The 14,660-nt window shown below is 49.7% G+C and carries 7 protein-coding genes; 2 read left to right on the top strand and 5 right to left on the bottom strand.

What is annotated here, in order from left to right; translation table 11 throughout:
- Positions 1 to 30 precede the first annotated feature (30 nt).
- The 5 genes from sov to NGM62_RS03940 form a co-directional block, all read right to left on the bottom strand.
- On the bottom strand, positions 31 to 6,999 hold the full coding sequence (gene sov, locus NGM62_RS03960; protein ID WP_262245941.1) for a T9SS outer membrane translocon Sov/SprA: 6,969 nt from the start codon (positions 6,997 to 6,999) through the stop codon (positions 31 to 33).
- A gap of 136 nt (positions 7,000 to 7,135) precedes the next feature.
- Positions 7,136 to 7,717 (bottom strand): Holliday junction branch migration protein RuvA, encoded by a 582-nt coding sequence (gene ruvA / locus NGM62_RS03955; protein WP_262245939.1) that lies wholly within the window; start codon positions 7,715 to 7,717, stop codon positions 7,136 to 7,138.
- Positions 7,718 to 7,727: 10 nt separating this feature from the next.
- Positions 7,728 to 10,022, bottom strand: coding sequence for an NADP-dependent malic enzyme (locus tag NGM62_RS03950; protein ID WP_262245938.1), 2,295 nt, complete (start codon positions 10,020 to 10,022; stop codon positions 7,728 to 7,730).
- 76 nt (positions 10,023 to 10,098) lie between these two features.
- A complete protein-coding gene (gene dacB / locus NGM62_RS03945; RefSeq protein WP_262245937.1) occupies positions 10,099 to 11,613 on the bottom strand; it encodes a D-alanyl-D-alanine carboxypeptidase/D-alanyl-D-alanine endopeptidase in 1,515 nt (504 codons plus the stop codon).
- Entirely contained in the window at positions 11,546 to 12,226 is a 681-nt protein-coding gene (locus tag NGM62_RS03940) for a hypothetical protein (RefSeq protein ID WP_262245936.1), read from the bottom strand. Before NGM62_RS03940 ends, dacB begins: the two co-directional genes overlap by 68 nt.
- 392 nt (positions 12,227 to 12,618) lie before the next feature.
- On the opposite strand from NGM62_RS03940, the gene NGM62_RS03935 reads away from it, so the two are divergent.
- Positions 12,619 to 13,221 carry an RNA polymerase sigma factor gene (locus NGM62_RS03935; RefSeq protein ID WP_262245935.1) on the top strand — a complete coding sequence of 201 codons (603 nt, stop codon included), beginning with the start codon at positions 12,619 to 12,621 and terminating at the stop codon, positions 13,219 to 13,221.
- Between the two features lie 106 nt (positions 13,222 to 13,327).
- A complete protein-coding gene (locus NGM62_RS03930) occupies positions 13,328 to 14,539 on the top strand; it encodes a FecR family protein (protein ID WP_262245934.1) in 1,212 nt (403 codons plus the stop codon).
- The last annotated feature ends 121 nt before the right edge of the window (positions 14,540 to 14,660 follow it).

Raw genomic sequence — 14,660 nt, 5'->3', positions numbered from 1 at the left:
AGTAGCATGCGGGAGCATCGGCGTGTGCCATCACTGCAACATCAGCCTCAAATTAAATCCGAAGTTCGCATACGAGGTCGCAAATGTCTGCGACGTGTAAGGCCGTACCGAGTTGCTATCGAAGAAAAGGCGGATATTGAACCGTTGGTTGATTACATAATCTACCGAAGGGCGGTAAGAGATGCTCTTGTTTCCAGCCGATACCTCCGATTCGTTGATGTCTGAACGATATACCAGCGTTTTTAGGTCGTTGAGCGAGATATCCAATCGGAAGTTGAGGTCATTGTTCAAGCGGACACCACTAAACCAACCGAATGGCATCTGGAAACCGGTGGCACGATAACCGGCGCCGAAGACAATCGACTGGTCCGTAAGCAAGGCCAACTGACTATTCTGCAAGCTGAGATTCAAGGTACGGGCCCTTCGGTATTCCGCGTTCATCGTGAGATTGTTCCTAAACCGTGCATCAAAACCGATCAGCGGTGTGAATTGCTCGAAGATCGACACCTGCTGGAACTGGAGTTCGGGAAGGAAGTTCTCGTTGGCATCCCGTATTGAGGGGAAGCCGCCGGCCTCATCGTACCGGATCAGCGAATTATAGCCATTGATTGAGTATCGGGTATTGTAGCCGTGACGTAATATCAGCGACGTTATAAACTCACTGAATAGGGGGACGTTGTTCAATCCGCTGTAGGTGACATTCCAGTTGGGAATGGGAATATCCGGGAAGCCACCGAGCTTAAAGCGTTCAGCATCCTTTCCGCGGTAAGCCGCCAAGAAGGCATTAACCACTACGTCTTGCGCGGTTTGGCCGTAGCCATCTGCATACGCCCCTGTTTGTCCCAGTGAGTTCGGGTTGAGTTTTCCGAGCCTGGTGGAGATTGTCTGCCGGTTTCGTTCAAACTGTTGGAATAACGCTTCGTGATCCTTGAAGGCTGTCCCGATAGTTAGGTACGAAATGCTGTAGTTCCCCGTAGTGACGGGAGTAAGGCTTTGGAAATTGCCGGAGCCTGCCGAGTATTGGAAGGAAGTGGTGTAATTTTGGTTATCCAGTTTTACGGCCGTTAGTTCGATATTCAAGTCGCGAATGGGCTCCACTATTGCGCGGATAGATAGGTCTTCCGTGAGGGCCGTCATATACAGCTGCGTTTGCAGTGTGTCTGTTGTAATCCATCCGTTCTCTGCGGCGCGTTGGCGGATATCGCGCTGACTCCCGAAAAGGAAGCCCCAACCGGGGGCATTAAGGTCGAAGTCATATCCCAGTACGTTGGTCTGCGGCGTGTATCCTGGCAAAAAGGTGTTCTGTACGCGCGTATACGCGGCATTGATATTCTTGACGCTCGTTAGCAGGCCGGTAAGAAAAGCTGCTGTGCCGCTGGCATCCAGTCCGGTATTGTTGCGGATAAACCCGAATTTATTATACAAGCCAACCATGTTGAATGTAGGGTTTACCTGGATGGTGCGTGAGTTCTGGATACTGTTGCCCATATTAATGTCTTCACTGAGCATCGATAGCAGGGGTTCGGTTTGCCAGTTGAACTGTGTCCCATAGCGTGTATCTACATTCACCCAGTCCAGTCCCGGTAGTTTGTGGATTGGGAGCGTGTAGGTGATGTTAACCATGTGGTTGTAGTCTGTGGTGCGGCCGAGCCGCCAGAAGTTTTCCCACAGCGTGTCTCGCTTCAGCCCGTTCAATCGGCCATCCGGCTCATCTACAATTGCGTAATTTGTGGCATTGAAATCAAGTTTCAGCGATTTAGATAGGTTCCAACTGATGCCATAAATCCGGTTCATTGAAAAGTTCTTATTGTACAATGTGCCCATCGCCGGCAGGAAATTGTCTGCCGAATTATTGGTGCGTAGTGTATTTTCGTTGTATATGCGGTTTACATCAATCCGGAAGTTGAGCAACGAAGGCATCAGGTTGAAATTGAAATCGCTAAGAATACCCAGGTGTTTGTTTTTAATCCATTTTTTGAACGGCTCAAACATAAGGTCATCACTGCTGGTAAACGTATAGTCAAGTGCCGCGCGGTAGTTTTTCTGTAGGGCGACCTCGGTTAGGTAATCGCGGTGATAATGCTGTGAATAGGCGTAGGTAGCACTGAAATTCTCGATATCCCACGGTCGCACCGGCTTTTCAATGTTGGTACGTATCTTACGTACGTTGGTTAGGTTGAAGCTTTTGCGCGTAGTAAAATCTTGGGTGGCGCGCAGTAGTGAGTCCCGCTGGTTACGCGATAGATTGGCCAACGCACTATTAAGCTCGATATCGGGTATCAGTGGGTTGTATTCGGGGGTGCCTACTTGTCGGGTATAGCTAAAGAATAACGGTATCCGTAAGCCATAATCAGCTGGGAAAAATTTCCCGAGCTCGGCGTTGGTCACCAAATCGAGGTACAGGTCATCGCTGCGGCTCCGCTCGCCAATGCGCTGTTCGATGGAACCGAAACCGATTGTGCTTTTACTCCCTGATACCGTGACATTGGCAAAGTCTGCCAGCTGGGCATTCACCCGTGCGCTGACGGCCCACCCACCTTTGTCATCAAAATCGGTAAGCCGCAGCTCATTGAACCAGAAGAGGCCGGATTTATCCAACCCGTCGTCGCTTGGTGTACTCACCTCGCTACCCCGCAGGGAGTTCATTACACCTAGCATATAGAAGCGTACCTTGCTGATATCGGGTTGACCTAGGATAGTTACCCTATTTTCACCATCGAAGAAGGTAAACGGCTCGTTGTAGGGCCATGGTTGGCCATTGAGCATTGCTTTGTTACGTGCTTCCTTGGCTTCCTGGAAAATGGCTATCCGTATATTCATCCGGTTTTCTTCCGGCCAAATCAGTTCCGGGTCTTGGGTGCCCGGTTGGGTTACGCTCAGCGGCATGTCGTACTGGTAGTAGTTGTACCTGTCGTCCGTGCCTATCCTTATAAAGGCACGGAAATCGCCATGTTGTAGAGATTGGCCAACTGCTGCTTCTGCGTGGATGAACATTTCGAGACGTCCGTACGCCCTGAAGTCGTTGGTAGCGGTGCGGTATGCCGCACGGCCATAGCCGTCACGTAGGTTTTTGACCTCGAGCGATAGTGATTGCTCGTTGAGCTGTACGTTATTGTTGAGGTTGCCCCAGTCGAGTTGCCGCTCGATACCTGGAGGCACCACATAAGGTATGGGTTGCCGATTACCGTTCTGTTCGATGTTTACAGCGGCAACTTCAAGGGTGGAGTTATCGACCGGAACAACGCCCATGCTTGGGTCGGCGATGACTTTTGCATTATCTTCTTCGGCGTTATACCGGCGCCATTCCCCCCGTACCAACTGCAGCTGCGCGAATCGGATCACGGCAGTGTCGGCGAAGCCTGTCATAAACATGCGGGCGAATCGGATGGATTTGAAATCGCGGATATCGCCTACCCGGTCCTCAAATTGGTTTAATGGAATACGCAGTTGGTACCATTTCACTTGATCTTTGCGCCCGTTGCGAAGTTCTACTTCTGCTGTATGCATGTCTGAGATGAAGTTCTTCCCTACCTGCATATCCTGGGGGCGGATGGATATTCGGTATTGGTAGTATTCCTCGTTCTCGTTCATGTTGTTGTCGCGGTTGATGTCTTCCCCGTCGGGTAATAGAGTCGATGCCGAGGTTTCCACGCCCACGGACTGCTCAGGGGTTTTGGAGTTGCCTTCCGGCCCGTTGAACCGTTCGTAGCGTTTTAGGATGCCTGCATTCAGGTTGTCGAGTTCCGGTCCGCGGAAGTACTGGAAGTTGTCGCCTGATGGGTCGGATACCAATTCACTGGCTGCAGCCGATGTGAGCAAGCCCTGTATGCGGCTTAGGAAGTCGCTATGGAATTCACGTTCGTCGGCATCACTGAGGCCGTCCAAGCCAATATCTTGGCGGGCACGCGCTACCGGGTCGTTGTCAAAAGCTTGGATGACGGGTTGATTGCGCGGTACGCGGCCCCAGTTGGTTTCATCAATTTGGGAGAGGTCTCCCGAAGGTGACATGCCATTCTCCATAGCTTTTCGTCCATCTTTCAGAATGTCTTCCGAAATATTCCCCAAGTTCAGATACAGATCGCCTCCGTCTGAATTGGGATTCGTCAAGAAAGGATCCATCATCCATATCTCCACAAACTCGATATTCTGTGCCTCGAAATCCGGAGCGTCGATTTTCCGGAACATCCCACCCCACCGACTGCGGGGATTGGCTAGCGTCCCATCGGGATTGACGCCTGTAGTCGTATAGTTGTATGGGCCGCGTATGGTTGGGTAGAATGCTAAATCCAGTGTCGACAGGTAAATAGGTAGTCCTGTGGTCGATTCCCTTAAGGGGAATACCTCCTGTTCCAATACCTCGCGCACCCGGTGGTTGGACAGTTCTGAACGGCTGATGTTTTTCGGTGTGAGGTTGATGTCCCGATAGAAAATGGGATCGATGTTATAAAAAGCAAAGCGTGCCCGATTGAATCCATACTGGAGGTCGTCCATCAATTGGGCTTCTGGGAATAACTGCGGTGTACCGGACAACTGCCAGTTGTACGCACCTTTGATATCGATAAACGACCTACTGTTTTCGAAGTCGTCGACATAGGTGATGCCGCTACGTGTTCCGGCAAAATTGAGTGCCCGGGGATGGCCCGGCAACAATTGGGCAAATTCGCCGTAGAACGAGATAGACGACGGCTCTTTGGTGTCTAGGAAGGGAATCTTATCTACCATCCGCGTGAGCCACCGAGAAGGCGAATTGTAGGAAAGGTCGAGGCCCCACATCGTGTTGGATACAGGCTCTTCACCGATATTCACTTTTTGGGTCAGCGGCCGCTCGGTTAGGTTCATGATTGTGCCGCCTAAATGCAATTTATCGTTTACCGCGTAATCTAGCCTTCCCCCTAGCATGGTGCGTTGTTGTAGACCGAACAGCTGGTTGTTTTCCATCTTGATCCGGATCGGCTGTCCGGATTGTAACAACGCTTGGTTCAAAATCCGTACACGGCCGATGTCGTAATCGACAATGAAGTCAACCCCCTCCTGTAAGGGGGCAGGACCGGCGAAGACCTGTACCGACCCGCGGGGCACATTAATGGCACCCAATTGGAATTCGGTGCCCACCTCCGATTCGTAAGATCCTTTGATGAGGTATCGGTTTTGGTTGGGGAAATACTGCTGTGCAATTACCTTGGTAGAGTCATACAGTGCTTGGTAGGTGTACTTGTCGATAAGCTCCTGTTCTGCCCCCGGCATAAACTGGCTGGCGAGGTCGCTGCCGAAAGGTTCTACCAAGGGGAACATGATGCGACCCCGTTCGGGATCGATGGTAATATCGGGGAGGAAGTCGAAATAACCATCGGGTTGTTGTGCATTCTGGGGGTTCAGCCGGTCGAGGCCGGTAATTTGTATCCATAACTTGTTTTGTGTGTTTTGCCCCTCATACATCGCTGGCCGTTCCACACCGCTTTCGTCTTCTATTCTGAAAATATTGAACCTGAAGTTATTTTGGCCTACCCCATAGGCACCGATGGAATAGATGTTCTTCATCATCAGGTCCCATATTGGCAGGTTGGTTTTGAGTTTTTCGTTTTTCAGCAATTTGGTGACCAGCATTTGGGGTTGCGAGGGAGTAACAGGTACGTCGGTCGAAAATTCACCTACCTGGTATTCGCGGCCACCGGCGGTATAACGATAGGCTACGGCCAGTACTTGGTCGTTATTGAGCGGCATGTTGAGCGAGATAAAGCCCAATCGACGGTTCACAGTGTATTCTGTTCCTTCACGGAGCTTCCGCGCATAAGTCAGCTTCGCGTAGTTGTCATTGGCGCCGTTACCTTGGAAAAACTGTTGTGCCCCGCTGGATTGGGTGAGCCGTGCATCGGCTGGCAGTACTTGCAAGAGCGTATTGGAGTACCATTGTACGGGTTCACCGGGAATCCCCGTAGATGGGTAGCGTGTATTCCCGGGGCTGATAAGCGCTGTGTTAAAAGGTTGGTATTCCCCTAGGTCCATCAAAGCCAGCACGTCCCTTGAGTCGTCAACCGCATTGCTGCGGTTACTTATCCAGACCTCAATTTGGGTAATGTTTACGTCGGTAGTTATAATAGGGGCCAGTGCCATGGCCCTGTTAAAATTCTCCCGGAAATACTGCGCTAAGAAATAGTGCTGGTTGTCTTCATATTCATCGGCCTTCAGTGCGAACTCACTTTCCTGTGCACCATTTTTTATGGTGATTTCCCGTTGTTGCGACCGTTGTTGGGAGAAGATACCCGTAACATTCAACCGGCCAAACTGCAATTGCGTTTTAAGGCCGAAAAGGGCTTGTGTGCCATTAATGAGCGTGGTGTTGAGTGGCATGCTTACATTCCCCAGCTCAATTCGTTTGATGATATCGTCGTCTTTACCGGTGTAGTCCAGCCGGATCTGGTTTTCAAAATCGAACTGCGCTTCGGTATTGTAGTTGGTTGTTAGCTTCAGCCGGTCACCTATTTGCCCGGTCAGGTTCATCTGGATGCGTTGGTCGAAGTCGAACCCCCACTGCCTACGCTGCCGTTCGTTGAACATCGGGTTGGCGTTTTTGTTGTGTTGCGCCATGATACTGATATCGGCACTGCCACGCGGGATAATATCGATGGTATTGCTGCCGAAGATTTTTTCGAAGGCCTCACTTTGCACGTAAATCGTCGGGATTAGCCGGTCCTGCCGGTAATTGGTGAGCTGTCGATCCGAAAGCTCACGCCAGTAGTTCCGTTTCAATAGGTTACTCTCATATTCTTGATACTCATCGAGGGTGAGGTACTGCGGGGGGCGATAGAGTCGGCTGCCTAGTTTTTCACGGATAACATATTGGCGCGTTACCGGATCGAATACAACTTCACGCTCGATGTTTGATGGGAGCCCCAGATCGAAGGGTTGTTTTTTCTGGTATAGGTTAAGGAAAGGGAGGTCGTTCAGCGGATACCGTAGTTTTATACTATCGCGACCGAGCGAATCGAGCGCTTGCCCCACTGCTTGGTTATTTAGGACAACCAGAAAGGGTAATAAGAGCAACAAAAAGCGAAATCGTATTGTCCTTTCCAAATAGATGCTTCGTTTAGTACCTTGAAATTACTGCCTTTTACGCGGCCAATTTATATAAAAAACCTTAAAGTTTCTTCAATGCTTCTTTGATGAGGGCCTCCACCGTTAAACTGGGATTGCCCTGGAAGACGCCGGCCAATACTTTTTCGGCCTGTGCACGAGCAAATCCCAGCATAATCAACGCACTCAGTGCTTCTTCCGGTATGCTTTGCTGGTGGTGTACGGCTATCAATGCGTCTGGTCCCTGTTTCTTGAGTTTGTCTTGCAACTCAAGTACGAGACGTTGTGCGGTTTTTGGGCCTATTCCTTTAATGCGCTGGATAAGCGGTGCATTTCCTTGGATGATGGCTGATTGAATCTCTTCGGGTGTGATTGAAGAGAGGATCATCCGCCCGGTGTTTGGCCCGATGCCCGACACGGAAATCAGGTGCTCGAATAGCCGGCGTTCGCCCTCTTCCGCAAACCCATAAAGGGTATGGGCATCTTCACGCACCTGAAAGCTGATGAACAACTTGCATTGCTCGTGGTCTTTTATCTGCGAATAGGTGTGTAGTGAAATATGGACATGGTACCCAATACCACCCACGTCGAGCACTACATGTGTAGGCGCTTTATATGCCAGTTTGCCACTTAGGTATTCGTACATAGCAGTTGCCTCACTTCTTTTTTTGTTTTGTTATCACGGGTTCTCTAGATTGGACATCGACGACGGCGATGGTGACCATATTGACGATTTCGCGCACGGAGCTATCGAGTTGCAGTACGTGCATTGGCTTGTTCATGCCCAACAGGATGGGCCCCACGGCTTCCGATCCACCGATTTCTTGCAGTAGTTTATAAGCGATATTGCCCGATTCTAGATTTGGGAATACCAAGGTGTTTGCCGGGGTTCCTTTCAACGTGCTGAACGGGAAGTTTGACGCCAACAATTCGCTGTTCATCGCAAAATTTGCCTGCATCTCGCCATCGACGATTATTTCCGGATGTGTTTCGTGGAGTATCTGTGCCGCTTTGCGGACCTTATCGGGCACGTCGCCGCTATTCGAGCCGAAATTGGAGTAGGAAAGCAAGGCGATGCGTGGGGTAATACTCATTTTCTGCACTGCATCGTGGAGCAGTACGGTGATGTCTACGAGCTCTTCAGCCGTGGGGTTGGCATTGATGGTGGTATCGCCGAAAAATACCGGCCCCTTGGCGGTGAGCATCATATACATCCCGGCCAATTTGCTCCCCGGCTGTGTGCCGATTACGTGCAGTGCCGGCCGGATGGCTGTCCCGTAATTTTTGGTAAGCCCGGAGATGAGCGTGTCGGCTTCGCCAAACTGCACCATGCTTGCACCGAAATAATTCCGGTCGAGCATGAGTTTTTGCGCATCTAGGTAAGATACCCCACGCCGTTGCCGTTTGGTATATAGAAAATCGACATAGTTCTGGAAACGAGGGCTACCTTTCTCTTCCAGCGGGTCGATAATAAGCACGTCGGCCAGCTCGAGTAGGTTGTCGTCAATCAGCTCCTGTATTTTCTTTTTATTGCCCAGTAAAATGGGTGTCGCTATTCCGTCTTCCTTCACGATTTGAGCTGCGCGGAGCGTTTTGTAGTTGTCGGCTTCCGTAAAAACGACCCGTTTGGGATTAAGTTTTGCGACGTCGCTCAGCTTCCGCATGATGCGGTCGTCCTGCCCTAAGCGCTGCCGGAGTTCCTCCCGGTATTTGTCCCAATCGGCAATGGTTTTGCGTGCTATGCCGGAGTCGATGGCTGCCTGTGCCACTGCGGGAGCCACCTCGGTAATGAGCCGTGGGTCGGTAGGTTTGGGGATTATATAATCGGGACCGAATTTCAAGTTTTGGGCATCATAAGCTTGGTTTACCGTTTCAGGGACCGGTTGTTTGGCCAGCTCGGCGATAGCCATTACCGCCGCAATCTTCATTTCTTCATTGATAGCGGTGGCGCGAACGTCTAATGCTCCGCGGAAGATGTAAGGGAATCCTAATACGTTATTAACCTGATTTGGATAATCGGACCGGCCCGTGGCCATAATCACATCTTTGCGTGTTTTCACGGCCAAGGGGTACGCAATTTCCGGATCTGGATTTGCCATGGCAAATACAATTGGGTTTTTAGCCATGGTCTTGAGCATTTCAGCCGTAACCACATCGCCTTTAGACAGGCCGATGAATACGTCGGCACCCTTTAGCGCACCTGCCAACGTATCCACTTTTTCATCGGTTGCAAACTCGGCTTTTATAGCGTCGAGGTTCGGCCGGTCAATGTGGATACAGCCCTTGCTGTCAAGCATGACGATATTTTCTTTCCGTGCACCCAATGCCACGTACATCCGTGCGCAAGAGATGGCTGCCGCGCCTGCTCCGTTCACCACAATCTTCACCTTGTCCAGTTTCTTTTTTTGGAGGGCACAAGCGTTGATGAGCGCTGCGCCGGAGATAATCGCCGTACCGTGCTGGTCGTCGTGCATCACCGGGATGTTTAACTCTTCTTTGAGCCTACGTTCAATTTCGAAGCATTCCGGCGCTTTGATATCCTCCAGGTTGACGCCGCCAAAGGTAGGTTCTAGGCATTTTACAATGCGCACAAACTCATCCACATCTTTGGTGTCGAGCTCAATGTCGAATACGTCTATGTCGGCGAAGATTTTGAACAATAAGCCCTTGCCCTCCATCACCGGCTTACCTGCTACCGGACCAATGTCGCCCAGTCCAAGTACTGCCGTTCCATTACTGATTACTGCAACCAGATTGCCTTTTGCGGTGTACTTGTATGCGTTTTCCTTATTTTCAGCGATCCGCAGGCAGGGTTCAGCAACGCCGGGAGAGTAGGCCAGTGAGAGGTCCCGTTGTGATTGGGTAGGTTTCGTAGGTACAACGGCGATTTTACCCGGCCTCCCTTTAGCGTGATAGTCCAGGGCGTCATGCTTCCGATTCGTTTTGTTCATTTTTTTGATTTTTTCGCTTTCGTGGGTTTTCAGTGGCAAGCCAGTGCAAAGGTAATACTTTATCTTTCATCCTTGCTCATTTAAGCACATCCAGTAGCCGAAACATCCGCTGCCTCATTGGAGTTGCCGGTCCGTTATAGTTGTTCACCAGTAGGGCAAACACGAGTGGGGTACCATCCTTGCTGGTTTGGTATCCGGCATAACCCAGCACTCCGCTGATTGTTCCACTTTTCATTTTCATTCCGTTATAGGTGGGCAAGCTTTCAAAAAAGCCAGCAAACCAAGGTTCCCCTTTAACAGACGCCAGTATGCGCGCAAGAGCATTGGTGGTAATCCGGTTTTCTGGCGAGAGGCCGCTACCATCCATGATTTTAAGTTCTTCAGCAGGAAGCCCAAGCTTTGTCGACCAAAACTCCCCGAGTAATTCTGCTCCCGTTTGTGTATCTGTTTTTCCCAACTGATCCTGTGCTTGTGCTATGGCCAACAAGAGGGCTTCGCCGTATAGATTGATGCTCTTTTGGTTGAACCAATAAATCAGTTCGTTTAGCGTGGGGGAACGGTGGGTATAAATGGTAGTCCCGCCACTCGGAGCCGAGCTACCGGCGAGCAGCAGCAGGTGGCTGGTGGTTGGCTGCCCACTCACATCGATTCCATTCCGTTGTAGCGCATTTTGCAATTGATACGCAGCGTCATAAGCCCCGTCGGGCAGAGCGAGGTAAATGGTTTTTTTAATGTCGATACCGTATGTTCCCCGGAGGTAAATACGGCTCGAATACGGTGCTGAAAATGCGTATACACGATCACCTGTGCCGCGGTCGCCTGTTGTTGTTTCATTTACCAGTTGCAAATAACCCAAATCGGCTGTAGTACTTCCCAGCCGCGTAGGGGCTCCTGGCGATGCCCCTGCTGTGAAGTTGATGCCGACTGCGTTTTCACGCCAGTTGAGCGCGGAGACACCGGCGCCGTAATAGTTGCCCATGTCTCGCCACGTCCACCCACCCGGTGCCGTTTGGCCGTTGTATAACCGGTCGTCGGCAATGATCCGCCCCTCGATTTTGCGGATACCATGATCCTGCACGGCATTTACCCAGGCCGCCAACAGTTCGGTTTCGGCAGTTTGCGGGAAGCGGTCGCTACCGAGCGACGGATCGCCAGACCCTTGGATGACAAGATCCCCTGTTAAGGTGCCCGAAGCGTCTATTGTTCCCGTATAATAGAGTATGGTCTCGAAGGTGTGTGTTGCGCCCAACGTGTAGTAGGCGGTAGCTGCTGTTACTGTCTTCAGTGTCGAGGCGCTGGCCATTCCGATTTTTTCGTTTTTAGCAAATACCACATCGCCGGTTTTTGCATTGATAACAGTTAGCGATGCCGTTCCGTTGGCCAAACTTTCGTGTGTTTCAAATGTACGGAACCCGTTGGCTATTCGCTGTGCTAAGGATTGGGCATTTGTGGGAGTCGACAGCCATAAAAAGCAGACGGGTAGTAGTAATCGTAGCATATCAAGGTATTTCGTGGCGGCTAAGTTAGCTAATACCCGGTATACTTTCTTCACTTGTTTCCTCCTCGCCCTCATATACCGAATTTTCAGCATCTAAATCTGCTATCAATTTACTGATGTCATCGGGTGAAGGGTATAATGCTTCGATTTTGTCGCGATAACCCTGTGGTAGTTCCGGGTGGTGCAGGATGAATGATTTTTTAGCAATCAAGTAGGCCCCCATTCGGCGATTGACGGCGTTGCCATCTGCCACCCGTTCGGCCTTCCGGACGTAGTTCCGCGATAAGGAATAGGAGATACCCATCCCTATAATACCCAAAGTACTTCTCCGCTCATAATCCATAATATGGCCCAGCTCATGCCCCAGCCAGCCAATCATCACGCTATCAGGGATGCGGGTTATTGACTCGGCGCCATAGTCCAACTTGAAAGCGGGGTTGATTAGTACTTTATATTTTCGGTTTTCCTGTTTCTTAAATAACGATCCCACGATAGGCCTGGCAGCCATAATGGATTTTTTCAACTTGTCGGTGAAAACAAACTGGATGGATGTTTCTTTCAGCTCCGGATAATAAGACAATGCCCGTAGCACGGGTTCTTCAATGGCTAGGGGTATGGTTTTGTTTTGTTTGTACTGACATAACTCTTGAGCGCCCAAATGTTCGCACAACAATAGCGTCAATCCGAAGAATACGATTCGAAACATGAGGAAATTGTTGGTGACAGGCTAAGATAATCAAAAACTCGGATACGGCCAACACACATTCGCCCATTACTATAAAAACCGGGCTGCTTCCACCTAAGGAAACAGCCCGGTCCGTCTGCAGTCTTTTTTGGTGTATTGACAAATTTTTTTAACTAATGGGGTGGCGGTATTGCAAAAAAGCAAGCTGCCGAGCGACTACTTCCAGTATGACCCGATGGTGCAGGATAGTTGTGTGTTTTCTTTAGCGTACTTTTGAATGAGCCTGCATCTTGTTGGTGTGTGATCGGAAGATATATTGACAAAGATGTATTGCGGATTATAGCCAATTGTACCACATGATTTTGCAATCTTGGAAAAAGTTTTAATCTTTACCGCATATAAACCGATATAAGTTGATTTCTCAAAACCATAGCGACGAACGGCATTTACTCGAACAATTACGGGCAGGTGACCATGATGCGTTTGTGGAAATATATCATCGGTATAAGCTAAGGCTCGCGGGTAACTTTCTCAGGATACTCAAATCTAGTGAACTGGCTGAAGAATTACTGCAAGAGTTATTTGTACGGCTATGGATTCGCAGGGAACAAATAGACCCGGAGCAGTCCATCAAATCATACCTGTTCCGCATCGGGGAAAACCTCATTCGGGATACATTCCGGAAGGCTGCGAAAGATAAACGGATACAACAGTATTTGCAGACTGCTGTCTCCGGAATCTATTCGCACGTTGAAGAATTGCTGATTTCGTCAGAGACGAGAACCGAACTCTATCACGCAATTGATCTGCTGCCGCCAAAAAGACGGGAAGTATTCAGATTGTGTAAATTGGAATCAAAAAGCTACGAAGAGGTAAGCCAACTGTTAAACATCAGCCCCGGTACCGTAAATGACCACATCCGAAAGGCCAATAGCTTTTTGAGACAGTATTTGACTACACATGCCGAGTTAGGCATGCTTCTCGTGTTGAATACGATATTATACGGAATTTCATAAAAAATTAACATTCTGTATATCAGTGTATTAATTGTTTGTCTGATTTTATTTCCGGAATAGAGCATCTGGTTTTCCTGCTATCAGCGTATAAGCTTGAAAAAAGATTGTGAAGAAGGCCCCCATCACGACCCTGTTTCAAAAATACCTGAATAATCAGATCAGCCCGGAAGAGTTGCAGGACCTGTTGCATTACTTTGAGCATTCGGAAGTAGGTGATGATCTGACACCGCTAATCAAACAGGCGCTGGATCATGTGGCTGAAACTCCGGACGAGTTGTTGGTAAGAGCTATGGCCGATCGCGCGGAGCGGCGGATCATTGCAAGGACCGTATCGTCCGGTCAATCAAAGAGGTGGACGAGCGGACATTGGCTGCGTGTTGCCGCAGCTGCGTTGATCATCATGGCAGGAGGTACCTATTTCTATCTCAAATCCCCGGATGGATTGCAGGCTCCCGTATCCCAATTCGCCGATATCGCACCGGGCAGCAACCAAGCTAGGCTCACGTTACCCGATGGTCGGACCATTGACCTCAACACGGCACAGCGCGGTATTACTGTGGAGGATGGAATTAAATACACGGATGGAACAGAAGTCGTTGTAAATCAACAACCGATTAGTGGTGCTCAACGGAGCAATAACCAAACCACGGTCTCACCGATGGCAGCAACCATGTCCTTGTCAACCCCGAAAGGGGGGCAATACCAAATTATATTGCCGGATGGCACGAATGTGTGGCTCAATGCGGCGTCCATGTTGCGCTATCCCACGCAGTTTACTGGAGATACACGGGAAGTGGAGCTGGATGGCGAAGGGTATTTTGAGGTCGCAAAGGATGCCCATCAACCTTTTTTGGTGAAAAGTAACGGACAGGTAGTCAAAGTTTTGGGTACCGAATTTAACGTCAATGCGTATCGAGATGAAGTACGGGTAACCACCACGCTGGTAGAAGGGTCCGTTGAGGTTGCAAGCCAAACCGCCACAGCTGGGCTATCTGTAAAATCCGTTGGGCTAAAGCCGGGTCAGCAGGCCGCATTTGAAGATGGCCATATACACGTAACTGAGGTCGATGCCAGCGATTATGTAGCATGGAAAGACGGCAGATTTGTGTTCTATAGCGAACCCCTACCATTGGTAATCAGAAAAATAGAAAGGTGGTATGACGTATCCTTTGAGCACCGGGAGCTGGCCGAAGACATCGAACTTTGGGGCTCGCTATCGCGCAATGTGATGCTCTCTGAGATTCTTGAAGTGATTGAGTTAAATACACCGTTAACATTCGAACGTAAAGGAAGGAGGATTATCGTAAGCAGAAAGTAATACAATAAGCCCACAATGCCAGGCAAAAAGGCCGAAAGTGTCATTACCACTTTCGGCGTAATCAGGCATAACAATCGTAACCATTTAAATAACTAAATCGTTAACCTAACGGTACAAAACT

It is taken from the genome of Parapedobacter soli (assembly GCF_025460835.1).
In the GTDB taxonomy this organism is placed as follows: Bacteria; Bacteroidota; Bacteroidia; order Sphingobacteriales; family Sphingobacteriaceae; genus Parapedobacter; species Parapedobacter soli.
This window is presented reverse-complemented; position numbering and strand designations above follow the sequence as displayed.